Origin of the sequence: Vibrio sp. nBUS_14, assembly GCF_051201655.1 — a bacterium.
Lineage (GTDB): Bacteria > Pseudomonadota > Gammaproteobacteria > Enterobacterales > Vibrionaceae > Vibrio.
In genome coordinates this window covers 3,181,556-3,203,643 of sequence record NZ_CP179206.1, presented here as the reverse complement: position 1 = coordinate 3,203,643, position 22,088 = coordinate 3,181,556, and the positions used below count along the sequence as shown (strand labels likewise).

Genomic DNA, 22,088 nt, shown 5'->3' with positions numbered 1-22,088 from the left:
GAAAATAATTTATTCATAATGACTATATATATCGCCCAGATATGAGTCAAGATGCATCCTGTGGGCTTTCATCTCTGTCCACTCAATTAATGCGTTTTACCTCAGATTAAGTTATTATCTGTTGCACGAAATTTTGGTTAGATGTGCGGAACTATGCTAAAAGTCGCGATAAACGGATTTGGACGAATAGGGCGTAATGTATTACGCGCTGTCTATGAAAGTGGCAAAAGCCAACAAATCAAAGTAGTAGCTGTCAATGAGCTTGCTCAGCCTGACGCTATGGCTCACCTATTGCAATACGACACCAGTCACGGCCGTTTCGGCAAGAAAATCTCTAACGATCAAGAGCACATCTATGTTCATCATGGTATTGGTGCTGAAGACAAAGGAGAGTTCGATACAATTCGTATCTTGCACCTCGCTGATATCGAGTTGTTGCCTTGGCGTGATCTTGAGGTGGATATTGTACTCGACTGTACCGGTGTTTACGGTTGCCGAGCTGACGGTCTAGCACACATTGCTGCTGGGGCGAAAAAGGTGCTGTTTTCACATCCAGGTGCTAACGACCTTGATAACACCATTATCTATGGCGTGAATCACGATACCATCGAAGCTGACCATCGAATCGTTTCCAACGGTTCATGCACCACCAACTGTATTGTTCCTATCATTAAGGTTCTTGATGATGCCTTTGGCATCGAGTCCGGTACTATCACAACGATTCACTCTTCAATGAATGATCAGCAAGTGATCGATGCGTACCACAGCGACCTTCGCCGTACTCGAGCTGCAAGCCAATCCATCATTCCTGTCGATACCAAATTGCATAAAGGTATTGAAAGAATCTTCCCGAAATTTTCCAACAAATTTGAAGCGATATCTGTGCGTGTGCCGACGGTAAACGTCACTGCGATGGATTTAAGTGTCACAATTAATGCAAATGTGAAAGTTAATGACGTAAATCAAACCATTGTTAATGCATCCCAGTGTACATTACACAATATAGTTGACTATACTGAAGCACCGCTCGTTTCCATCGACTTTAATCACGATCCTCATAGCGCAATTGTTGATGGTTCACAAACTCGAGTGAGCAACGGCCACTTAGTAAAAATGCTAGTGTGGTGTGACAATGAATGGGGCTTTGCGAACCGAATGCTGGATACGGTTCTCGCAATGCAAGCTTCTGAAGGCAAGAAGTAAGACCTAGAAGCAAATGTGCGGATTATTTATTTTTTAGCTTGAAATAAATTCTAAGTGTCCACATATTACTAGTAGTTAAAGAATTACCAGTTGAATAATTTATAGGCTTAGCAGGGTTGCTGAGTTTCCAAAACTTTATTTTTATTTAAATTTGAGAGGACAAATCATGTCTGTGATCAAGATGACTGACCTGGAACTTGCAGGTAAACGCGTATTTATCCGTGCTGACCTAAACGTACCAGTAAAAGACGGTAAAGTAACTTCAGATGCACGTATCCTAGCATCTCTACCAACTATCAAACTTTGCCTAGAAGCTGGCGCAAAAGTTATGGTTACTTCTCACCTTGGTCGTCCTACTGAAGGCGAATACAACGAAGAATTCTCTCTAGCTCCTGTAGTTAACTACCTAAACGATGCACTAGACTGCGAAGTTAAACTAGCTAAAGATTACCTAAATGGCCTAGAGCTAAACGCTGGTGAACTGGTTGTTCTTGAAAACGTTCGTTTCAACGAAGGTGAGAAGAAGAACGAAGAAGCACTTTCTAAGCAGTACGCTGCGCTATGTGACATCTTCGTGATGGACGCATTCGGTACAGCTCACCGTGCACAAGCATCTACTCACGGTGTTGGTACTCACGCTCCTGTAGCATGTGCTGGTCCTCTTCTTGCTGCTGAGCTTGAAGCTCTTGGTAAAGCAATGGACAACCCAGAGCGTCCGCTAGTTGCGATCGTTGGTGGTTCTAAAGTGTCTACCAAGCTAACAGTTCTTGAGTCCCTATCTAAAATCGCTGACCAACTTGTTGTTGGTGGCGGTATCGCGAACACATTCATCGCTGCTGAAGGCCACAACGTAGGTAAGTCTCTATACGAAGCTGACCTAGTTGAAACGGCTCAAAAACTAATGAAAGAGTGTGCTATCCCAGTAGCAACTGATGTTGCGTGTGCTAAAGCATTCGACGAAAACGCAGAAGCTGAAATCAAGCACGTTTCTGAAGTTCAAGACGACGATATGATCTTCGACCTTGGCCCAGATTCAACTGCTGCACTAGCTGAAATCATCGGCAACGCTAAAACTATCCTTTGGAACGGCCCTGTAGGCGTATTCGAATTCAAAAACTTCGAAGCGGGTACCGCTGGTATCTCTAAAGCAATCGCTGAGTCTGTAGGCTTCTCTGTAGCAGGTGGTGGCGACACGCTAGCAGCCATCGACAAGTTCGGTATCAAAGCTGACGTTTCTTACATCTCTACTGGCGGTGGCGCTTTCCTTGAGTTCGTTGAAGGTAAAGTACTTCCTGCAGTAGCAATGCTTGAAGAGCGCGCTAAAGCATAATTGATTTAGAAAGGCGAGATACGAATCTCGCCTTTTAACATTTGCTGCATATCACACTTTTTTGCTAGAATGGTGTAAGTTGTGAGCAAACGATTGCAAGTTTTTGAACTTAAGTTTTTTAATCTTAAAACGATAGAATAAATAGGACTATTTCCATGTCTAAGATCTTCGATTTTGTAAAACCTGGTGTGATTTCTGGCGATGACGTACAGAAAGTATTTGAAGTAGCAAAAGAAAACAAATTTGCTCTTCCTGCTGTAAACGTTGTTGGTACTGACTCTGTAAACGCAGTACTAGAAGCCGCTGCTAAAGTTAAAGCTCCAGTAGTTGTTCAGTTCTCTAACGGTGGCGCTGCATTCTTCGCAGGTAAAGGCGTTAAACTTGAAGGTCAAGGCGCACAAGTTCTTGGCGCAGTAGCTGGTGCAAAATACGTACACGCTGTAGCTGAAGCTTACGGTGTTCCAGTTATTCTACATACTGACCACGCTGCTAAGAAACTTCTTCCATGGATCGACGGTCTACTAGACGCTGGTGAAGAGTTCTTCGCACAAACCGGTAAGCCTCTATTCTCTTCTCACATGCTAGACCTTTCTGAAGAGTCTCTAGAAGAGAACATCGAAACATGTGCTAAGTACCTAGAGCGCATGGCTAAAATGAACATGACAATCGAGATCGAACTTGGTTGTACTGGTGGTGAAGAAGACGGCGTAGATAACTCTGATATGGATGCATCTGAGCTTTACACTTCTCCTGAAGACGTAGCATACGCATACGAGAAACTAATGGCTGTTAGCCCACGTTTCACTATCGCTGCTTCTTTCGGTAACGTACACGGTGTTTACCAAGCTGGTAACGTTGTACTTACTCCAACTATCCTACGTGATTCTCAAGCATACTGTGCAGAGAAGTTCGGTATTGATCCTAACGCTCTAAACTTCGTATTCCACGGTGGTTCTGGTTCTTCTGAAGCAGAAATCCAAGAGTCTATCGGCTACGGTGTTATCAAAATGAACATCGATACTGATACACAGTGGGCAACTTGGGACGGTATCCGTCAGTACTCTGCTGACAACTTCGATTTCCTACAAGGTCAAATCGGTAACCCAACTGGCGAAGCTGCTCCAAACAAGAAGTACTACGATCCACGCGTATGGCTACGTGCTGGTCAAGCTTCAATGGTTGCTCGTCTAGAGAAAGCATTTGCTGACCTTAACGCTGTAGACGTACTATAATTCTTTGAATTAAGCACTCTTAAGTTTTAAAAACCCGCTCATTGAGCGGGTTTTTTTATGTCTGATAAAAACTTGTATTAATTATGTGAAAAAACTAGCGTGCGGTGAATAAATTTCGTAGTCTTTTAGGTATCGGTATTTGTGTTTATCAGTAAGTTTTATTATTTCAAAAGCTTACATAAATATGATTTTGCAATCTGTCAAAGATAGGATATCGTGCCGAAAAACTGGACTTGGTTCAGTTTATAAAAAAGGACTTGGATTTAATTTGCTTTTAATACAATGATTTAACGGTAATTGGACTGTTTGTTACATTGCAGAGTAAATTAGGCTTAAGGCAGTTTAGCCCAAGGGCGGGATCGAACTTTAGTTATTGAAAATAAATAACTTTATTTTCAATTGGAACTTTTCCTGATAGTCACGATCAGATCATGAAATAAAAAATATGAGAAACTCGCATGATTATCATTGAACAGCTAAAAAAAGTGAAAGATACCCGTTCGCACATCAACCAAGTCTACCCTGTTATAGAAGTCGCTTTTGTTGTCATAACAGCCATGCTTTGTGGTCAAAACAAGTGGACGGATATCAAGGATTTTGGTGAAGGAAATATCGACTGGTTACGTGAGTATTTCCCCTACGAAAATGGCCTTCCTACTCGTCATAATATTGCAGCAATTATGAGGACTATTGTTCCTGAAACACTCTTAGAAGCTATGGTGGGCTGGGTTAATTTGCATAGAGAGAGGCATGCTCAACCTATCATCAGTGTTGACGGGAAGGTACTAAAAGGTGCTAAAGCAAACAAACAAGATAACCCCCTTTATATGGTCTCGGCATTCGATGTTGATGAAGGTTTGACCCTCACACATCAACCCTGTAAAGGCAAAGGGACGGAGCTAACAGCGATAAAAAACCTGTTAGATACTTTAGATATAAAAGGATGTCTATTAACGGCTGATGCCCTGCATTGTCAGGTTGAAACTCTGAATAAAGTGGTTGATAAAGGTGGCGATTTCTTAGTGCAAGTCAAACTGAATCAGCCCAGTTTGCTTGCAGAAGTGGATGCACAATTCCAAGACTATTGGTCTTTGCCTGAAGATAAACAAGAGTCATACATCACCGAAGATAAAGGGCATGGCAGAAAAGAGGTTCGTGAGGTTTACGTTCTCCCAGCAGCCTTCAGTGAAGCACTCAGAGAAAAGTGGTCTGTCGTTAAAAGTGTTGTTGCAGTGGTGAGAGATAGAAGTGTCAAAGGGAAAGGAAGTTATGAAACATCGTATTATATTTGCACAGATCACTTGTCGTTAGAGTTAGCCTTACAAGCGACCAGAAAACACTGGCACATCGAGAACCAGCAGCACTGGGCGTTGGACGTTATTTTCAAAGAAGATGAACAATGTATTTATGCTGGAGATTCAGCACTAAATATGGCTTGTTGCAGACGTTTTGTTCAGAACTTGTTTAGAAAATCCGAAGGGAACTTGTCAGTACCCAGGAAGATGAATAAAGCGGTATGGGACAAAGATTACAGAGCTTCGGTTTTGTTTACATCAAATTAACAAAGTACATTCGTGCCCTTGTTTAGCCCATAGCATATTATATAGAGGATGCACATTATGGCTGATAGTTCGATAGTAATTGAAACTCCGCTTGTGGATGGTTTATCTCAAGCAGAGCAGTGGTTAACAAATAATTCAGATCTATTTATCCAATATGGCGTAAATATTATTTCAGCACTGATAATTTTATTTATTGGCAACCTAATTGTTAAAGCTGTAGCGAATAGCGTGGCTAAGGTTCTTCAGAAGAAGAAGATGGACCGAGCGGTTGTGGAATTTATTCATGGCTTAGTTCGTTACTTATTGTTTGTTATTGTTTTAATTGCTGCACTTGGTCGTTTAGGCGTTCAAACGGCATCTGTAGTTGCTGTTATTGGTGCGGCTGGTTTAGCCGTTGGTCTTGCACTACAAGGCTCACTATCTAACTTTGCTGCTGGTGTACTTATTGTTGCATTCCGTCCATTTAAGTCTGGTGACTACGTGGAAATCGGTGGTGTAGCGGGCTCAGTTGATTCAATTCAAATCTTCCAAACTGTTCTAACAACACCTGACAACAAAATGGTTGTAGTACCAAACGGCAGCGTTATCGGTAGCCCAATCACGAACTATTCTCGTCATGATACACGTCGTATCGACCTAATGATTGGTGTTTCTTACGGTGCTGATCTTCAAAAGACTAAAGAACTTCTGGCTAAGATCTGTGAATCTGATGAGCGCGTATTGAAAGAACCAGGTGTTCAAGTAGGTGTTCACACACTTGCTGACTCTTCAGTTAACTTCGTGGTTCGTCCATGGGTTAGTACTGCAGAGTACTGGAATGTTTACTTCGACCTGATGCAAGCAATCAAAGAAGGCTTGGATAAAGAAGGTATCGAAATTCCATTCCCACAAATGGATGTGCACATGAATAAAGTAGAAGCTTAATTTTTTAATCGGCTTTTACAGCGGTAAGCTTTTATAACGAAAGGCGGATAACTTCGGTTGTCCGCCTTTTTTGTTGTCTTCAATATCATTCCTCTTACTCGTTAATTGTTGTTACTGCTTAGCTTCTTTTCTTTGTATATCTCTATTTCGCGTTCTACTCGACGTTGGCCACATCAATGTTTTCAACATCGCATATAAGGGCTTTCTTACTTCTTGTCCTCCCAAAATAGCCAATAAACATAAACCGCCAGGAATCAAAATCATCATCAGTAGTGGTCGAAGTAGGTAAGAGAAGCAAAAGATCGTGGGCAGAAAAATCAACACTTGTCCCAGTCGGTTTAATAAATTCATCATGTCCGTATCTCCAAGTTAAATTGAGCGCGCTCATTTTATAATTGAGCATGCTCAATTTGTCAAATTAGAGTACTAAGAGTATGATCAAGCTTGATTTGAGAAGGGTGTATTTTCGTGAGTAAGAGAGAGATAACAAAACAGAAGATCTTAGCGTCTGCTTGGGAGTTGTTTGGGGAAAATGGTTATGACAATACCACAACTCGACAGATCGCTCGCCACGCGGGTGTAGCTGATGGCACGGTGTTTAGTCATTTTGAAACCAAGTTGACGATTCTTCGAGCAGGAATGCTATCGCAGTTGGAAAAGGTTGGTCAGGAGGTGTTAGCTGCTGAGCAAGATAAACGTGCTGTGGATGTCGGTATCTCGCTGATTGAACATTACTATCGCTATTATTTTGAGAATGTTGAGTTAAGTCGAGCGTTACTCAAAGAGGTCATTTGGGATCTAGACTATTACCGAACCTTTGATCAGGGACTCTTTCAGACGGTTAATGTCGATGCATCTATTTCTGAAAAAATGCCATTGATTATGGATAGCTATTTCATGACCTTGATAAGTCACTTGAGCCAACTTGAACCAAGTCTTGAAGCTGCGCTGAGTGAACTGAACAGTAAAATTCGAGTCATTCTAGCGTAGCTTATGATATTAATGACTTACTGATGTCATCTCTGGCTTGGTTGGCAGTCTTTGTTCTTTAATTGCTTACCAGTATTGCTCAATCAGTCCATTGGTAAGCACAGCAGCAATTGCGAACATCATAGTTGCTACTGCTATATCAATGCCTTTCTTAACATTCGGTTTAGATAGCGTTGGTCCTAACTTTGCTGCACCCAATGACAAAGAGTAAAACCAAACAAATGAAGCCAAGATGGTTCCCATAGCAAAAGCAATTCTGTCGTTACCTTCAAACTGTCCGCCAATCGAACCAAGAATCACCACGGTATCCAAATAGAGGTGTGGGTTTAATACTGTCACCGCCAAGGCGCCCAAAATAACGGTGCGCTTACCACGAGCCAGTATTTCTCCTTTTGATTCTTCGCTTGAGGGCGCTTTAAAGGCACTGCGCAGTGATAACAAACCATACACGATTAGAAAAGCGATGCCGCCTAACGTCACCGAGGTGAGTAGCAATTCATTTTTCGACAAAATTGCACCGCCACCAAAGATACCCAATGAGATAAACAGAGCGTCGAGCAGGCTACAGATTGTCGCTGTGGTTAAATGGTGGTTGCGCTTTATCCCTTGATTTAGGACGTACGCATTTTGAGCACCAATAGGGATAATCATGCTGGCCCCTAGACCAAAACCTTGTAATAAAACCCAAAAACTCATTTTAATCTCCACTTATTTAACGATATTTACGTGCTATATGGCGAAGATACTCTGACCTTTTAAATAAGTATAATTAATGATTTTAATATATTATTAGAGTTACTAATGTGGTGTTGAGTTAGCTTAAAAAGGAAGCAAATTGATGCGTGGATTGGATTATAAGTGGATAGAAGCACTGGATGCTGTGGTGAAACAACGTAGCTTTGAAAGGGCTGCGGAGCAGTTATATATCTCCCAGTCTGCGGTATCTCAACGCATCAAACAGCTAGAAAAGTGGTTAGCCCAGCCTGCCTTGGTGAGAGAAAACCCGCCTAGGCCAACCCCTGCGGGGAAAAAATTATTGGGTTTGTATCGCAGGGTTCGTTTGTTAGAGCATGAACTGGTGCCTGAGTTGATGAATGAAGATAGTGCGCAACCTTTATCAATATCTATTGCCACCAATGCCGATAGCTTAGCGACATGGTTGTTGCCTGCATTATCAGATGTGATGAAGTTTCGCCAAGTGGAATTAAACCTTGCGATTCATGGTGAGGCGAGAACCATTGATAAGATTAAAAGTGGTGAGGTTGCTGGTGCAATCAGTTTAGAGTCTCAAGCAATTCCTGGTTGCAGTGCTGACTATCTTGGCAGGATGGATTATGTGTGTGTGGCGAGCCCTGACTTTCACCAGCGATATTTTTCTGAAGGTGTAAACTACGCCACATTAAGCAAGGCACCGGCTGTTTCTTATGACCAATACGATGATTTACATAAGAAGTTTCTGCATGACCATTTTAATGTACCAAGGGACAGCGTGATTAATCATACGGTCGGCAGCTCAGAGGCGTTTGTGCGTTTGGCATTATCGGGTGTGGCCTATTGCTTGATCCCTCGATTACAGATCATCGATGAGCTAGAGTCTGGTGCGTTGATCGATATTACGCCCGGTTTTTTGTTGTCTTATCGTATCTATTGGCACCACTGGCAGCTAGAAAGTGGGGTACTCAAAGAGATATCTCAAGCGATATTAGGTTTTGCTCACAACCACTTACCTCAGTAAATTGTGGTTTTTTCAGCGTCAAAGTTCTGTTAGAAGTTCTGCATCAGGATTGGCGAAACGGCAAATTGCTCTATGATGAAAGTACATTTGTTTAGCACAGGTCTACCTAATGAAGTTTGCACCAAAGATGTTAGCAACGTCTCTTACTCTTACTGCAGCGTTGAGTTCTGTGAGTTTCCCATCATTGGCTGACTCTCCATCCTTCCCGTATATTTCAACGACGGGCTATGGTGAAGTGATCGCAACACCAGATATGGCGACATTCTCTGTTAGAGTCGTGGAATCGACGATGACTGCTGAACAAGCTAAAAATACCGTTGATAAAGTAGTGACTGGCTTCCTCAATAAATTGCACCAAGCCGGTGTCGAAGAGGCGAGCGTACACAGCTCTAACCTGTATCTATCTCCTCAATATCATTATCCAAAAGATGGTAAACCAGAATTGGTCGGCTACCGCGCGTCACGTAATGTGACCGTTCAAGTGAACGAGCTAGCCAATCTCAATGAGTACATGGATATTGCGATTGGAGAGGGCATTAATCAGATCGACAACATTCAGCTTCAAGTTCGTGATCAAGCTAAGTATCAAGAACAAGCGCGTTTAGAAGCCATCAAGGATGCACGATCGAAAGCGAAATCATTAGCGAGTGGTTTTGAGCGTGAGCTAGGTGATGTTTGGCGTGTTGATTACAACACACAATCTTCTCAGCCTGTGCTAATGCGTTCAATGGCGATGGATGCGAGAACAGAGTCGAATTCTTATGAAGACTCAACTATCACCATTCGTGATCGCGTTAATGTGATCTACCAGATCGAAGAGTAATGACAGCGCTATAGAGGCTTTTGGATCATGATGATCTAATTACCTATGATAAAAAAAATACTAAAAAGGCTCTCATAAGGAGAGCCTTTTTGTTTTTACTAATATCGAGTTCGATGATTAGTGAAGTAGACGAGCACGGATTGTGCCTTCGATCTCTTTCAATTTAAGCAGTGCTTCTTCTGAACGATCCGCTTCTACATCGATAACTACATAACCCATATCAGCCGCAGTCTGTAGGTACTGACCCGCGATGTTGATGCCTTCTTCAGCGAAGATGGTGTTAATCTGAGTTAGGATACCTGGGCGGTTTTCGTGAATGTGCAGCAAACGAGACGTGCCCGTGTGCAGCGGTAGAGATACCTCTGGGAAGTTAACGCTTGATAGCGTAGAACCGTTATCAGAGTATTTCGCTAGCTTGCCAGCCACTTCAACACCGATATTCTCTTGCGCTTCCTGAGTTGAACCACCTACGTGAGGAGTAAGAATCACGTTGTCGAACTGCATCAATGGCGACTCAAATGGGTCTGCATTGGTTTTTGGTTCTGTTGGGAAAACGTCGATCGCTGCACCTGCAAGGTGACCAGAATCTAGAGCGCCACACAGAGCTGGAATGTCTACCACTGTGCCACGTGCTGCGTTGATAAAGATAGAATCAGGCTTCATGCGCTCGAACTCTTCTTTACCCATCATGTTCTTAGTTTCGTTGGTTTCAGGGACGTGTAAAGAGATCACATCACACTTATTCAACAGTTCAGTCATGGTATGAACTTGCGTTGCGTTACCTAGAGATAGCTTGTTTTCGATGTCGTAGAAGTAAACGCGCATACCAAGGTTTTCCGCAATAATACCCAGCTGAGTACCAATGTGACCGTAACCAATAATACCTAAACGCTTACCACGAGCTTCGTAAGAGTTGTCTGCACTCTTTTTCCAAATACCACGGTGTGCAAGAGCGTTCTTTTCTGGAATGCCACGCAGTAGCAATAGAACCTGACCAAGAACCAGCTCAGCAACACTTCGAGTGTTTGAGAACGGTGCGTTGAACACAGGGATACCACGTTTTGCTGCCGCTTGAAGGTTTACTTGGTTGGTACCAATACAGAAACAACCAACTGCAACCAGCTTTTCAGCCGCATCAATAACTTCTTGGGAGATGTTTGTGCGAGAACGGATACCAATGAAGTGAGCATCTTTAACTGCTTCAAGAAGTTCATCTTCAGGTAGCGAGCCTTTGTGGTACTCAATGTTTGTGTAACCAGCAGCTTGCAGTACTTCTACAGAAGAAGGGTGAAGACCTTCTAGAAGTAGAATTTTGATTTTTTCTTTTTCCAGTGAAACTTTGGCCATTGTTCTCGTCCTTAAAATGGAAAGGTTGGGCAAATGCGGCGCACGTGCTACAAAATGGCTGAAAGGGGAACAAATTCACCACTTTGTCAGGAGACAAACGTTTTCCCTGTGCGTCTTCTGAACAATAAAGTAACAAAAAAAAAATGTTTTGGGTAAGAAAATTACGGAATAAGACATAATTTTACAGGTATAAAGCAAAAAAAACGGCGCACTTGGGCACCGTATGTAATGAAGTAACAGAAAAACTCAATCTTCTATTATTTATTCTTCGATTTTTGCACCTTCAGGCGTGCCTGTGATAACCACATCAGCACCACGGTGAGCAAACAGACCAACCGTTACCACACCAGCGATACCATTGATAATATCTTCTAGTTGTTTTGGATTTTCGATCGCCATGCCGTACACGTCTAGGATCATGTTGCCGTTATCCGTTGTGCAACCATCGCGGTAAACTGGGTCACCACCAAGTTTGACTAGCTCGCGAGCTACGTATGAGCGTGCCATTGGAATAACTTCAACAGGAAGAGGGAATTTACCTAAAACATCAACCGCTTTCGTGCCATCTACGATACAAATAAACTTGTCTGAGATTGCCGCTACGATTTTTTCACGAGTAAGAGCAGCGCCGCCGCCTTTAATCATGTCACGTGAACCGTTAATTTCGTCAGCACCATCAACATAAACGTCTAGTTTGAAAACGTCGTTGCACTCAAAAACTTTGATTTCTAGTGCTTCTAGTTTTTCAGTAGAAGCGACAGAGCTTGAAACCGCACCTTTGATTTTATCTTTCATTGTGCCAAGTGCGTCGATGAAGTGATTTACTGTAGAGCCAGTACCTACACCTACAATGCTGCCTTCTTCAACATATTGAAGTGCTGCCCAGCCAGCTGCTTTTTTCATTTCATCTTGAGTCATGCCATTCTCCTGAATAAGGTCGTGCGCTTTGAATTAATCGTTCGCGTATTAAAGTTAACGTTTGGATAACGAGGTTAACGTTTGCGGGCGCGATTATAGCGCTTTAATGGTTGTTTTCCCATTGCCAAGTTTTACTCGGAGTCACGATTTTAGGTAACGGAATGTCCCATTCTTCAGTCGGTAAGGTATCGACATGTTGGCAATCATGAGCTAAACCAATTGGGGGTGCACCGTTGCCACTCTCAAACCATCGAGCCAAAGTGCGATCGTAATACCCGCCGCCCATCCCCAATCGATGCCCTTGAGAGTCAAAGCCCACCAGTGGTGTGAGAATAAGATCAAGTTGTTGGCAGGGTTTGACGAGTAATTGATTTAGCTGAGGTTCAACGATTCCGTACTTATTGAGGACGGTCGGTGTATCTGGAGAATAGTGAAGAAATAACAGGTGTCCGGCAGAGAAGGGGTGTAATACCGGTAAATAAGTTTGTTTACCTTGCGCCCATAACCATTCAATTAACGGTTGGGTATCGAGTTCGCCATCGATGGATATATAGAGTGCGATATGCTGAGCAGACTGAACTTCATCAAGCTGAGCGCACTGCTGGACTAAATCTAAACCGGATTGAGTTTGTTGTTCGCCAGATAAGGCATTACGTTTGATACGGATCTGTTTGCGAAATTCGCTGCGTGTGAGCGTCTTCATAAGAAGGGATACCCCAAAGTGCCGTTGAGAATAGATGGCCCTTGAACCAGCGAGTTCAAGGCGGATCAGCAATGATTACCGTAGGCTTCTCGGCGGACCGAGCATGCTCAATAGCACTCAAGTACTAACCCTTAGGGATTGCTTATCGGCTCGGGGACGTGAATCCTCTGACAAACACTCCAGGGTAAATTTTGTGTACGCTATTGCTGTCCGTGCTTAACTTTACTGAGGACATCGGAAAGTGATGTCGTGAGCTGTTCCATTCGCTCGGTCAGTGCGTCTTGTTCGTCGCTTGCTTCAAACTTCTTAGTTTGTAGCTCATAACAAATATTCAGAGCTGCGATCGTTAGCAGCTTCACTTCATTGGTTACCTTAGTACGTTCAGCCATCTCTTTCAATCGATTATCAAGATCGGCCGCCGCTGCAATTAATGACTCTTCTTGCCCAGGAGGACAATTAACTCGAGTCAGTTTCCCTAATATTTCAACGTCTACCGCTTGATTACTCATGATGGATGAACTCTTTAACGCGCTATTTTTAAGGCTGTTGCACTTTCTCATTTTTGAAAAAGAAAAAGAGCAAACACCGCTGAGGAAGCAATCTCCTCTGAGGGAGAAACTATAGGTAAACCGCTATTAAGATTCAAGCTTTTCAGAGTGACTGTTTGTAAATGAGAGCTTGAGCACACAGTAATTCAGCAAATTGAACGTTTGGTAGTCAGTCATCCTTCAATTGCTGGGGATCGATGCTTACCAGAATTGGGGTGAAGTGGTACGATTATACTATCGATATAAAGAATAACTGAGCGAGCTACTGATGAGCGAAACTACTTTACCTGATTACCTAACGGTTGCGACTGAACTTCAATCGGCAAGTCTAGCCTTAACACCTGCTGAAATGCATGGTTTGTTAACGGGTATGTTAAGTGGAGGTTTAAACCTTACAGATAAAAGCTGGCAACCACTGATCTTTGATTACACCAATGAAGGCATGGGTTGGCCTGATCGTGTCTTAACGTTAGCTGAAGCGACATTAAAGGTGACGACCAGCGAAATTACCGGTTCTGGCATGGAATTATCTATGTTGCTGCCTGATGAAGACGCAAGTGCAAGTCTGTTTGATCTTGCTGACGGTGTTTCTGATTGGATTAACCACTTTATTTCTGGTTTGGGTTTAGTGGGCGCTCCGTTAAACAAAGCGTCTGATGGCACCAAAGAAGCCTTGGCTGATCTGGAAGAGATGGCGAAGCTGGGTATTGACGAAGAAGACGACTTAGAAGAACAAGCACAGCTTCTAGAACACGTTATCGAGCATGTTAAAGCGTGTGCATTAACGATTCATGCTGAGTTTGGTGCTCGTCCATCTGAAGATGCCGCTCCAACCATTCACTAATTCGTTTGCTCGCTTGAGGTTATGATGGCTCAGTATGATGTTGTAATTGCTGGTGGTGCAATGGCGGGGGCAACCTTAGCCCTTGCTCTGAACCACTTAAGTCAAGGCTCTCTATCTATTGCAGTAGTGGAGCCTTATCTGGTTGATCATCAAGCTCATCCTGGATTCGATTCTCGCTCTATCGCTTTGTCTTATGGCACAGTGCAGATCCTTGACTCTTTGCAGTTGTGGCAATCTATCGCTCCAGTCGCCACCGCGATCAAAGATATTCATGTATCAGATCGAGGCCATGCTGGGATGACGGACATCTACAGTGAAGAACTTGCTGTTGATGCGCTTGGCTATGTAGTCGAGTTGGCGGATGTTGGTCGGATCTACCAGCAGAAATTAGAATTAGAAGCTGCAATTACGATGCTTTGCCCTGAGTCTGTTAGAACCGTTGAACGTGATGAATCGTTAACGACGATTGAGCTGACAAGTGGGAAAACAGTAACAACTAAGTTATTGGTTGCAGCTGACGGTGCTATCTCAACCTGCTGTCAGCAACTGAATATACCATTGAGCGAACATGACTTTGAACAAGTTGCGGTGATTGCCAATATTGTCGCTAGTGAACCTCATCAAGGTCGAGCCTTTGAGCGTTTTACCCATCATGGGCCAGTTGCTCTGTTACCGATGAGTGACAATCGTTTATCTCTGGTTTGGTGTTTATCACCAGAGCAAGCACAGCAAGTCATCGCTTTAAACGATGATGAATTTCTTGAGCAACTGCAGAAAGATTTTGGCTGGCGATTAGGCCGATTAGAAAAAGTTGGCAAGCGTGCGAGTTACCCATTAATCCTTCGTCACCGCCAGCAGAATATTTCTCATCGCTTTGCGATCGTAGGCAATGCCGCTCAAACGCTTCACCCCATTGCGGGTCAAGGTTTTAACCTCGGCATTCGTGACGTCGCTTCTTTAGCGGAAGAGTTATGTACTCAATCAGATGATGTGGGCCGTTACACTGGTCTTGTTAACTTTAGAAAGCGTAGAGAACAAGACAGAGACACAACGATTACGTTGACTTCAAGCCTCGTTCATCTGTTCTCAAACGATTTTTTGACCGCTCGTATTGGGCGAAATCTTGGGTTAGCCGTAATCGATAACCTCCCATCTCTTAAAGGTCCACTTTTGCGTCATACGCTTGGCCTAGTAGATAGATAAGGTAAAAAAATGATGATGCAAAGTGTTGATATCGCCATTGTCGGCGGTGGCATGGTTGGCCTAGCGCTTGCGGCCGCATTGAAAGATAGTGACTTAAGAGTTGCGGTGATTGAAGGCAAAGCACCCATTGAAGGGCTTAGTGAATTACCCGATGTGCGAGTGTCGGCCCTGAGCCGTTCGAGTGAGGTTATTCTGCGTAATCTAGGCGCATGGCAAGGCATCGAACAAAGGCGTGCTGCGCCCTATCAAGCGATGGAAGTGTGGGAGCAAGACAGCTTTGCTCGTATCGAGTTTGACTCGACGCGTTTAGCTCAGCCTAACCTAGGCCATATTGTTGAGAACCGCGTGATTCAATTAGCATTGCTTGAGCAGGTTAAGAAACAAGACAATGTCAGCTTATACATGCCAGCTACGTGCAAAACGATGGCGATTGGTGAAAGTGAAGCATGGTTAACGTTAGACAATGGCCAAGCTCTGACCGCTAAGTTAGTTGTTGGCGCTGACGGTGCAAACTCTTGGGTTCGCAAACAACAAGATATCCCGCTGACACATTGGGATTACGGCCACAGTGCGATTGTCGCGAACATTAAAACAACAGAGCCTCACCACAGTGTTGCTCGTCAAATATTCACACCGCAAGGGCCACTGGCGTTCCTGCCAATGCAGCCAACGAATATGAACTCTATCGTTTGGTCTACGGAACCAAATCGTGCCGAGAAGCTTGTATCCATGTCGGACGCTGATTTCAATAAACAGCTAACGGCTGAGTTTGATGCCAAGCTTGGATTGTGCGAAGTAGTTGGGGAGCGTTTTGCCTTCCCGCTGCGCATGCGATACGCGCGCGATTTCGCGGTAGAGCGTGTAGCTTTAGTTGGTGATGCTGCTCATACGATTCACCCGTTAGCGGGGCAGGGTGTTAACTTAGGGCTATTAGATGCTGCAAGCTTAGCGCAAGAGCTGTTAACGCTGTGGGCTGCTGGCGAGGACATTGGTACTAAGCGTAACCTTCGTGGCTACGAGCGCTGGAGAAAAGCGGAGGCGGCTAAAATGATTGCGTCTATGCAAGGCTTTAAAGATCTGTTTGAAGGTAACAATCCAGCCAAGAAGTTGATTCGCGGCATCGGTATGAAGCTTGCGGGTCAACTGCCTGGCGCGAAAGATGAAATCATGAAAAGAGCACTCGGCCTATCAGGAAACCTTCCTTATTTAGCAAAACGCCCCGTAACTCACCGATAGTGATTTAATGGCTAAGTTGTTGAGTATTCATAACGAATCACTCGCGGCAGAACAGGTTTCAGAATCATAAGCACTAAAAAAGGGTTGGCATTAATATGCCAACCCGTTTTGTTTCGAATTCTTTAGATAATCAGATTAGGCGTATGCACAACGCAGCTTCATGATTTCACTGTTGATCTCTTTCACTGTTTGAAAATGACGTTTCTCTGCTCGCTCCGGTAGTACGAGCTTGCCATTATCAAACTCAAATTTGCCGACGCCGTAAATGTAGATTCGTCCTTTGAAAAGTCGACTTACATGTTTAGCAATCATACCCGGTGTATAGCGCTTAAACAGTCTCATTCTTAATTATCCTTATATTTACCTAGCCTGCATATTATAGAAAAATCCGTGATAATAATTGTGATAAGCGTGGATTAATATGCAGCAGAGTTGACGTTTATTAGATATTTGTGCTGTTCTAAGCACTTCCTATAGTAAATATCTATTTTTACGTGAGCTTCTCCTCAAAATAATAGTGAGTAGGGAAACTGCCGTGAACTTTCCTGTTCGGTATTAAGCAGTAGAAATGTTACAAGTATAAGAATAGGCGGGATTTTTCTATTTGTGTAATCAAATTGTAAATTTTAGACATAAAAAAAGCCCGTCTAAAACGGGCGAATAGTCACAGATGCATTACACAAAAGTGGATACTGATATTACTCAGTGGATTCACTTGTACTGATTTACCCAAAGGCTAGTCAGTAAATTAACAATAACGCAGATTTTATGTTGTGACTACCCATGCATTTAATTTGATTAAATATTTAATGTTGGAGTGTTTTTCTTATGACGAACTTCACACAAAATATGTATTTAATGAAAACTTTAAGTGAGGTTTGCGATCAATTACGCCTTAGAGTCGATCATCGACTGATCTCTGCGACGATAGGGGCACACAACGCCATAAGATCATCGAGATCCAGTCCGACGCCAGCCATTCGATCGCCAGAGCTGATCGTCACGAAGGTGTTGTTCTGTAGAGAAGGATCAAAAATGATCGGCATGTGTCTCTTCAGAGCAAGCGGCCCAACACACCCAGCTTTAAAGCCAGTGATGGATTCAACATCTTTCAGTGATACGCAGGTCATTCGGCGGCAATTCAGTACCGAGCGTACTTTCTTAGGGTCGACAGAGCGATCACCTGCAATACAAGCTAACGCATATTGGTTTCCCATATCCTTGAGCAGGATGCACTTGACCATTTGAGAGGAATCGATGCCTCGTTCTTGCGCTGTCTCTTCGATGCTGGTGGTTGGTTTACTTTGCATCAGCAGGCGATAGTCCACCTGCTGTTGATCTAACCATTGTGTAATCAGTGTTTCCACGTGGTTACTCTTCATCAAGGCTGTAAGGCAGTGGCAGAATGTTCCACACTTGATCAGGCTGCGCAGCCAATCGAAGCTGAACATCGTCATCAAGGTTGTTTGGCAATACCATCAAACCAATCGCGTGGCTATCAGCAAACTGATACACGTTTAATAATCGGCCTGTACCGCGCCAGTTTTCACCCACGCTGCGTTCTAGTTCAATCTTATTCTCTAGAGACAGTACATCTGAAGTCGTTCCAGAAACAATGCGCATTTCACGCTTGTTCATGCCACGGTACTTAGCACGAGCAACCGTTTCTTGACCTGTGTAGCAGCCTTTTGAAAAGCTGATACCGCCAATTGCTTGCAGATTAAGTGCTTGAGGGATGTGTTCGTTTTGCTCTGCTTTCGATAGGTTCGGTTGAGCATCAAGAATTTCATAATACTGCCAAAGCGCTTCCGATACTTTTTCTGCTGTGCTGCTTGATACCAAAGTTTCGGCTGCTTCTTGCGTAACAAGTAGAGCCCAACGGTTGTCGGAGACTTGAACCGCTGTACCACCAGAAATAACACGCACTTTACCTTGGCTTTCTGAAATCGAGTCAATGTATTGAGCAGCTGACGCGCCCATCACACCGATAACAACATCAGACGTTTGCTCGATATCAACCTTAGAGAATACGGCGTATTTCTTGATTTCAACTAGCTCGACTTCAATTGCCGATTTAGGCTGCATGAGTGCATAGCCACCGTTGTGGTGGAACAAGCGAAAGATACTCCATACCTTTCCTTTCGCATCACAATGCGCACCTAATGTAGATTCATCATTAGGAAGAGTGACGACATCGCACGTAACTTGACCTTGTAGGTACGACTTTTTGTCATCGCCTATCATGGTGATTGCGCTCCAATCTGACACGTGTGTCATCATCAGTTTTGGCAGCGATTCATTTTGCGTATGAGCGAGCGGCTGAAATGTGTTTTTCCAATCCATTTTATCTTTCCTAAGAATTTTATTTGGCTCTATGTTAATCCGGTTCTGTTTCTTTGTCAGCCAAGGTTTTTTTGTGAGCTTTGATAGGGACTGTGACTCACATAGTAGTTGCAGAGCGTATGACTTGTTACACTCCGAAAAAGAAAAACTATAGGTGAGGATAGCCAATGTACACTGCAGAGCAGAAAGCACGAGTTAAATGGGGTTGCCGTCGCGGCATGTTAGAACTTGATGTAGTCATCATGCCATTTTTTGAAGAGTGTTTTGATTCATTGCAAGAGCAGGAACAGCGCGAGTTTGTTTCTCTATTAGAGTGTGATGACCCAGATCTGTTTACTTGGGTGATGGGACACGGGCGCAGTGAAAACCTAGGTCATGCATCAATGGTTGATAAAATTGTCGCGCATAATCTCAGCAAGGTTCGTTAGGCTTCAGCTTAACCCTTCATATTCCGCATTATTTGCAAAAGGCACTATTTTTGGGTGCCTTTTGTTTTTCATCGTATTCTCTTCTATCCCTCTTGTTGCCAGCCTCTACTGTTTGTATCTCATGATTTCTTTATTCAAAACCGATGCGGTTGTGGTTAATGCGGCTCAAGGCTGTTTCGATTACAAGCTCGATGGGGAAGTTAGATTGAATGACCAACGTTATGTTCTCAAGACCGTCGATAAGGTTTGGGCGCAATTTTTCGTTAAGCTGAGTTTTGAATGTGGACATTCAGTCCTGTTATGGCGAGATAGTTGTGATGAGCGTGAGTATCGACATTTTCTGGCAAACCTACAACGCTCCCGCGAGATAAACTAGAGCATCAAATAAAAGAAAGCGTAGATAAAAGAAAAGAGAGCACTTGGCTCCCTTTCATTTTATTCTGTGGATACAGAAAACCACGGGTTTACCCGTGGATGAATGCCTTTGGAGACGGTACGATGGATAAATGCAATATTACACCTCATCCCATAGTGTCTACTACACGAAGTATCACGTAGTTTGGGTAACTAAGTACCGTCGGAAAATCCTGAATCCTGGTATGTGCAGCTACCTACGGAAGGTTATGCCAAAGTTACTGCGAAGTTTACCTGGCGTTGAGATTGAGACGATAGGCTTTGATGAAGATCATCTGCATATGATGATGCTTATCCCACCGAAATACAGTATTTCAGACGTCATGGGTAAACTAAAAAGCCAATCGTCGCACCACATGCGAAAAACGTTCAGTTGGCTAAGTAAGGTTTACTGGAAAGAGAACATTGTGTGGTCGCCAGGTTACTTTGTCAGTAGCGTAGGCGTGAATGAACAAGTTATAGCGAATTACGTTAGACACCAGGGCGAAAAGGATTCTGGTCAACTCCGCATGGAGTTGTAACAGTAAGTACCCCGTGCATGCACGGGGGTATCTACTGATTTTGGTTAACGTATTAAGTCGCTAACAATTTTTAACCAATGTTTATGACTGGTTTCTCTCTGGTGTGAGAATGGTTGGACTGCAGTCTTCTGCAAGCTCTGGGTAATCCAACGTATAGTGCAGACCTCGGCTCTCTTTACGTTGCATCGCACAACGCACCATCAGTTCAGCCACTTGCAATAAGTTGCGCAGTTCAAGTAGGTTGTTCGAAACCTTAAAGTAGCTGTAGTACTCATGAGTTTCTTGCTGCAGCATCTGAATACGTCGCATTGCACGTTCTAGACGTTTATCCGTTCGAACAATACCCATATAATCCCACATGAACAGCCTTAGCTCGTGCCAGTTGTGCTGAATGATCACCTCTTCATCGCTGTTGGTGACTTGGCTTTCATCCCATGCAGGCAGTTCAGCGCACAGTTGAGATTGGTCGATGTTCTCAACAATATCTTTCGCTGCTGCCCATGCGTATACCACACACTCAAGCAGTGAGTTTGAAGCCATACGGTTTGCACCGTGCAGGCCAGTATAGCTGACTTCGCCAATCGCATATAAGTTAGTGAGATCGGTTTGACCTTGCTTATTCACCATTACACCACCACAGGTATAGTGGGCAGCCGGTACGATAGGGATCGGCTCTTTGGTCATGTCGATACCCAAATCCATCAAACGCGTGTGGATCATTGGGAAATGCGCGGTGATGAATTCTTCAGGCTTGTGGCTGATGTCTACATACATGCAGTCTGCGCCTAAACGCTTCATTTCGAAGTCAATCGCACGAGCAACCACATCACGAGGTGCCAGTTCACCACGCTCGTCGAAGTCCTTCATGAATCTTGAACCATCAGGGCGACGTAAGTAAGCACCCTCACCACGCAATGCTTCCGTTAGAAGGAAGTTACGTGCTTCTGGATGGAATAGACACGTTGGGTGGAATTGGTTGAATTCGAGGTTTGCGACACGACAACCTGCACGCCAAGCAATAGCAATCCCATCACCTGAAGAGACATCAGGGTTTGAAGTGTATTGATAAACTTTGGAAGCGCCGCCAGTTGCTAGTACCACAAATTTAGCGCGCACGGTTTCTACGTGTTCTTGGTTACGGTTCCAGATGTAGGCACCGATAACTTTGTCTTTAGAGCCACCGACTTTATCTTCTGTGATCAAATCAAGCGCATTATGGCGTTCGAAGATCTCGATGTTTGGGTGATTATTGACGTTGTCTTGTAGTGAGGTTTGCATTGCCATGCCAGTTGCATCGGCAGCGTGCAAAATTCTACGGTGGCTGTGTCCACCTTCACGAGTGAGGTGATATTTAGGTTGGCCTTCAGTGCTGTTCTCATCTTTATCAAATGGAACACCGCCATCAATTAGCCACTGCACACACTCTTTTGCATTTTCAGCAATGAATTGAACTGTATCTTCTTCACATAGCCCAGCACCCGCAATTTGAGTATCTTCTACGTGAGACTCAATACTGTCTGATTCATCGAATACCGCGGCAATACCACCTTGTGCGTAATACGTCGATCCTTCGCTACGTGGTCCTTTGCTTAATACAATTACTTTTGCATGTTCTGCTACACGTAAGGCTAATGACAAGCCGGCCGCACCACTTCCTACCACTAATACATCACACTGATGTTCACGGTTTGCGTTCATAAAACTTATTAAATCCCGGGCTATAGTAGAGTTGTCCACTCTCAATTGACTCTGTCTTGTTTTAGGAGTTGGGGTAAGACTGTTAT

The 22,088-nt window shown here is 43.7% G+C and carries 24 protein-coding genes and 1 other RNA gene; 14 read left to right on the top strand and 11 right to left on the bottom strand.

Features of this window, described 5'->3' with window-relative positions; translation table 11 throughout:
• Nucleotides 1-153 precede the first annotated feature (153 nt).
• The 5 genes from epd to mscS all read left to right on the top strand — a co-directional run bounded on the left by epd (nucleotide 154) and on the right by mscS (nucleotide 6,251).
• Nucleotides 154-1,203, top strand: coding sequence for an erythrose-4-phosphate dehydrogenase (gene epd, locus ACMAZD_RS14990; protein ID WP_239716672.1), 1,050 nt, complete (start codon nucleotides 154-156; stop codon nucleotides 1,201-1,203).
• A gap of 166 nt (nucleotides 1,204-1,369) precedes the next feature.
• Complete coding sequence (locus tag ACMAZD_RS14985; RefSeq protein ID WP_435247799.1) at nucleotides 1,370-2,533, top strand: phosphoglycerate kinase; 1,164 nt, start codon at nucleotides 1,370-1,372, stop codon at nucleotides 2,531-2,533.
• 155 nt (nucleotides 2,534-2,688) lie between these two features.
• On the top strand, nucleotides 2,689-3,765 hold the full coding sequence (gene fbaA, locus ACMAZD_RS14980) for a class II fructose-bisphosphate aldolase (protein ID WP_435247798.1): 1,077 nt from the start codon (nucleotides 2,689-2,691) through the stop codon (nucleotides 3,763-3,765).
• Between the two features lie 458 nt (nucleotides 3,766-4,223).
• Entirely contained in the window at nucleotides 4,224-5,327 is a 1,104-nt protein-coding gene (locus ACMAZD_RS14975; protein ID WP_435247249.1) for an ISAs1 family transposase, read from the top strand.
• A gap of 57 nt (nucleotides 5,328-5,384) precedes the next feature.
• Complete coding sequence (gene mscS, locus ACMAZD_RS14970; protein ID WP_435247797.1) at nucleotides 5,385-6,251, top strand: small-conductance mechanosensitive channel MscS; 867 nt, start codon at nucleotides 5,385-5,387, stop codon at nucleotides 6,249-6,251.
• A gap of 111 nt (nucleotides 6,252-6,362) precedes the next feature.
• On the opposite strand, the gene ACMAZD_RS14965 is transcribed toward mscS, so the two are convergent.
• Nucleotides 6,363-6,605, bottom strand: coding sequence for a hypothetical protein (locus tag ACMAZD_RS14965; protein WP_435247796.1), 243 nt, complete (start codon nucleotides 6,603-6,605; stop codon nucleotides 6,363-6,365).
• A gap of 114 nt (nucleotides 6,606-6,719) precedes the next feature.
• Here ACMAZD_RS14965 and ACMAZD_RS14960 point away from each other — a divergent pair, with 114 nt between their 5' ends.
• Nucleotides 6,720-7,241: a TetR/AcrR family transcriptional regulator gene (locus tag ACMAZD_RS14960; RefSeq protein ID WP_435247795.1), complete on the top strand. Its 522-nt coding sequence runs from the start codon at nucleotides 6,720-6,722 to the stop codon at nucleotides 7,239-7,241.
• Between the two features lie 66 nt (nucleotides 7,242-7,307).
• Here ACMAZD_RS14960 and ACMAZD_RS14955 read toward each other — a convergent pair whose 3' ends face one another.
• Nucleotides 7,308-7,937 carry a LysE/ArgO family amino acid transporter gene (locus tag ACMAZD_RS14955; protein ID WP_435247794.1) on the bottom strand — a complete coding sequence of 210 codons (630 nt, stop codon included), beginning with the start codon at nucleotides 7,935-7,937 and terminating at the stop codon, nucleotides 7,308-7,310.
• 142 nt (nucleotides 7,938-8,079) lie between these two features.
• Here ACMAZD_RS14955 and ACMAZD_RS14950 point away from each other — a divergent pair, with 142 nt between their 5' ends.
• A complete protein-coding gene (locus ACMAZD_RS14950; protein WP_435247793.1) occupies nucleotides 8,080-8,976 on the top strand; it encodes a LysR family transcriptional regulator ArgP in 897 nt (298 codons plus the stop codon).
• A 109-nt stretch (nucleotides 8,977-9,085) separates the two neighbouring features.
• Nucleotides 9,086-9,799, top strand: a complete 714-nt coding sequence (locus ACMAZD_RS14945; RefSeq protein WP_435247792.1) for an oxidative stress defense protein — start codon at nucleotides 9,086-9,088, stop codon at nucleotides 9,797-9,799.
• 117 nt (nucleotides 9,800-9,916) lie between these two features.
• Here the strand turns inward: ACMAZD_RS14945 and serA are convergent, their stop codons facing one another.
• From serA to zapA, 5 genes are all read right to left on the bottom strand, one after another.
• Nucleotides 9,917-11,146 (bottom strand): phosphoglycerate dehydrogenase, encoded by a 1,230-nt coding sequence (gene serA / locus ACMAZD_RS14940; RefSeq protein WP_435247791.1) that lies wholly within the window; start codon nucleotides 11,144-11,146, stop codon nucleotides 9,917-9,919.
• A 261-nt stretch (nucleotides 11,147-11,407) separates the two neighbouring features.
• Complete coding sequence (gene rpiA / locus ACMAZD_RS14935; protein ID WP_102436032.1) at nucleotides 11,408-12,064, bottom strand: ribose-5-phosphate isomerase RpiA; 657 nt, start codon at nucleotides 12,062-12,064, stop codon at nucleotides 11,408-11,410.
• Between the two features lie 103 nt (nucleotides 12,065-12,167).
• Entirely contained in the window at nucleotides 12,168-12,767 is a 600-nt protein-coding gene (locus ACMAZD_RS14930) for a 5-formyltetrahydrofolate cyclo-ligase (RefSeq protein WP_435247790.1), read from the bottom strand.
• A 6-nt stretch (nucleotides 12,768-12,773) separates the two neighbouring features.
• A non-coding RNA gene (gene ssrS / locus ACMAZD_RS14925) (6S RNA) lies at nucleotides 12,774-12,956 on the bottom strand.
• 11 nt (nucleotides 12,957-12,967) lie between these two features.
• A complete protein-coding gene (gene zapA / locus ACMAZD_RS14920; RefSeq protein ID WP_192889420.1) occupies nucleotides 12,968-13,276 on the bottom strand; it encodes a cell division protein ZapA in 309 nt (102 codons plus the stop codon).
• Between the two features lie 307 nt (nucleotides 13,277-13,583).
• Between zapA and ACMAZD_RS14915 the strand changes: the two genes are divergently transcribed.
• From ACMAZD_RS14915 to ACMAZD_RS14905, 3 genes are read left to right on the top strand one after another with little or no spacing between them, the layout of a single operon-like run.
• Nucleotides 13,584-14,159: a YecA family protein gene (locus ACMAZD_RS14915; protein ID WP_435247789.1), complete on the top strand. Its 576-nt coding sequence runs from the start codon at nucleotides 13,584-13,586 to the stop codon at nucleotides 14,157-14,159.
• 24 nt (nucleotides 14,160-14,183) lie between these two features.
• Nucleotides 14,184-15,362 carry a 2-octaprenyl-6-methoxyphenyl hydroxylase gene (ubiH, locus tag ACMAZD_RS14910; RefSeq protein WP_435249389.1) on the top strand — a complete coding sequence of 393 codons (1,179 nt, stop codon included), beginning with the start codon at nucleotides 14,184-14,186 and terminating at the stop codon, nucleotides 15,360-15,362.
• Nucleotides 15,363-15,374: 12 nt separating this feature from the next.
• A complete protein-coding gene (locus ACMAZD_RS14905; RefSeq protein ID WP_435249388.1) occupies nucleotides 15,375-16,598 on the top strand; it encodes an FAD-dependent 2-octaprenylphenol hydroxylase in 1,224 nt (407 codons plus the stop codon).
• 135 nt (nucleotides 16,599-16,733) lie between these two features.
• On the opposite strand, the gene ACMAZD_RS14900 is transcribed toward ACMAZD_RS14905, so the two are convergent.
• From ACMAZD_RS14900 to ygfZ, 3 genes are all read right to left on the bottom strand, one after another.
• Nucleotides 16,734-16,940, bottom strand: coding sequence for a DUF1107 domain-containing protein (locus ACMAZD_RS14900; protein WP_017108134.1), 207 nt, complete (start codon nucleotides 16,938-16,940; stop codon nucleotides 16,734-16,736).
• A gap of 563 nt (nucleotides 16,941-17,503) precedes the next feature.
• Nucleotides 17,504-17,965 (bottom strand): aminoacyl-tRNA deacylase, encoded by a 462-nt coding sequence (locus ACMAZD_RS14895; protein ID WP_435247788.1) that lies wholly within the window; start codon nucleotides 17,963-17,965, stop codon nucleotides 17,504-17,506.
• A gap of 4 nt (nucleotides 17,966-17,969) precedes the next feature.
• Nucleotides 17,970-18,941 (bottom strand): tRNA-modifying protein YgfZ, encoded by a 972-nt coding sequence (gene ygfZ / locus ACMAZD_RS14890; protein ID WP_435247787.1) that lies wholly within the window; start codon nucleotides 18,939-18,941, stop codon nucleotides 17,970-17,972.
• Between the two features lie 167 nt (nucleotides 18,942-19,108).
• Between ygfZ and ACMAZD_RS14885 the strand changes: the two genes are divergently transcribed.
• From ACMAZD_RS14885 to tnpA, 3 genes are all read left to right on the top strand, one after another.
• Nucleotides 19,109-19,369: a succinate dehydrogenase assembly factor 2 gene (locus ACMAZD_RS14885; RefSeq protein ID WP_435247786.1), complete on the top strand. Its 261-nt coding sequence runs from the start codon at nucleotides 19,109-19,111 to the stop codon at nucleotides 19,367-19,369.
• Entirely contained in the window at nucleotides 19,317-19,745 is a 429-nt protein-coding gene (locus ACMAZD_RS14880) for a protein YgfX (protein ID WP_435247785.1), read from the top strand. Before ACMAZD_RS14885 ends, ACMAZD_RS14880 begins: the two co-directional genes overlap by 53 nt.
• 130 nt (nucleotides 19,746-19,875) lie before the next feature.
• The gene (tnpA, locus tag ACMAZD_RS14875) at nucleotides 19,876-20,304 is read left to right on the top strand and encodes an IS200/IS605 family transposase (RefSeq protein ID WP_140150538.1); all 429 of its coding nucleotides are present in this window, start codon (nucleotides 19,876-19,878) and stop codon (nucleotides 20,302-20,304) included.
• Nucleotides 20,305-20,385: 81 nt separating this feature from the next.
• On the opposite strand, the gene nadB is transcribed toward tnpA, so the two are convergent.
• Nucleotides 20,386-22,002 (bottom strand): L-aspartate oxidase, encoded by a 1,617-nt coding sequence (nadB, locus tag ACMAZD_RS14870; RefSeq protein WP_435247784.1) that lies wholly within the window; start codon nucleotides 22,000-22,002, stop codon nucleotides 20,386-20,388.
• Nucleotides 22,003-22,088 lie beyond the last annotated feature (86 nt).

Bases quoted from the DNA above. Each gene is read 5' to 3' on its own strand.
- epd (WP_239716672.1), top strand. From the start codon at position 154: ATGCTAAAAGTCGCGATAAACGGATTTGGACGAATAGGGCGTAATGTA.
- ACMAZD_RS14985 (WP_435247799.1), top strand. From the start codon at position 1,370: ATGTCTGTGATCAAGATGACTGACCTGGAACTTGCAGGTAAACGCGTA.
- fbaA (WP_435247798.1), top strand. From the start codon at position 2,689: ATGTCTAAGATCTTCGATTTTGTAAAACCTGGTGTGATTTCTGGCGAT.
- ACMAZD_RS14975 (WP_435247249.1), top strand. From the start codon at position 4,224: ATGATTATCATTGAACAGCTAAAAAAAGTGAAAGATACCCGTTCGCAC.
- mscS (WP_435247797.1), top strand. From the start codon at position 5,385: ATGGCTGATAGTTCGATAGTAATTGAAACTCCGCTTGTGGATGGTTTA.
- ACMAZD_RS14965 (WP_435247796.1), bottom strand. From the start codon at position 6,605: ATGATGAATTTATTAAACCGACTGGGACAAGTGTTGATTTTTCTGCCC.
- ACMAZD_RS14955 (WP_435247794.1), bottom strand. From the start codon at position 7,937: ATGAGTTTTTGGGTTTTATTACAAGGTTTTGGTCTAGGGGCCAGCATG.
- ACMAZD_RS14950 (WP_435247793.1), top strand. From the start codon at position 8,080: ATGCGTGGATTGGATTATAAGTGGATAGAAGCACTGGATGCTGTGGTG.
- ACMAZD_RS14945 (WP_435247792.1), top strand. From the start codon at position 9,086: ATGAAGTTTGCACCAAAGATGTTAGCAACGTCTCTTACTCTTACTGCA.
- serA (WP_435247791.1), bottom strand. From the start codon at position 11,146: ATGGCCAAAGTTTCACTGGAAAAAGAAAAAATCAAAATTCTACTTCTA.
- rpiA (WP_102436032.1), bottom strand. From the start codon at position 12,064: ATGACTCAAGATGAAATGAAAAAAGCAGCTGGCTGGGCAGCACTTCAA.
- ACMAZD_RS14930 (WP_435247790.1), bottom strand. From the start codon at position 12,767: ATGAAGACGCTCACACGCAGCGAATTTCGCAAACAGATCCGTATCAAA.
- zapA (WP_192889420.1), bottom strand. From the start codon at position 13,276: ATGAGTAATCAAGCGGTAGACGTTGAAATATTAGGGAAACTGACTCGA.
- ACMAZD_RS14915 (WP_435247789.1), top strand. From the start codon at position 13,584: ATGAGCGAAACTACTTTACCTGATTACCTAACGGTTGCGACTGAACTT.
- ubiH (WP_435249389.1), top strand. From the start codon at position 14,184: ATGGCTCAGTATGATGTTGTAATTGCTGGTGGTGCAATGGCGGGGGCA.
- ACMAZD_RS14905 (WP_435249388.1), top strand. From the start codon at position 15,375: ATGATGCAAAGTGTTGATATCGCCATTGTCGGCGGTGGCATGGTTGGC.
- ACMAZD_RS14900 (WP_017108134.1), bottom strand. From the start codon at position 16,940: ATGAGACTGTTTAAGCGCTATACACCGGGTATGATTGCTAAACATGTA.
- ygfZ (WP_435247787.1), bottom strand. From the start codon at position 18,941: ATGGATTGGAAAAACACATTTCAGCCGCTCGCTCATACGCAAAATGAA.
- ACMAZD_RS14885 (WP_435247786.1), top strand. From the start codon at position 19,109: ATGTACACTGCAGAGCAGAAAGCACGAGTTAAATGGGGTTGCCGTCGC.
- ACMAZD_RS14880 (WP_435247785.1), top strand. From the start codon at position 19,317: ATGCATCAATGGTTGATAAAATTGTCGCGCATAATCTCAGCAAGGTTC.
- tnpA (WP_140150538.1), top strand. From the start codon at position 19,876: ATGCAATATTACACCTCATCCCATAGTGTCTACTACACGAAGTATCAC.
- nadB (WP_435247784.1), bottom strand. From the start codon at position 22,002: ATGAACGCAAACCGTGAACATCAGTGTGATGTATTAGTGGTAGGAAGT.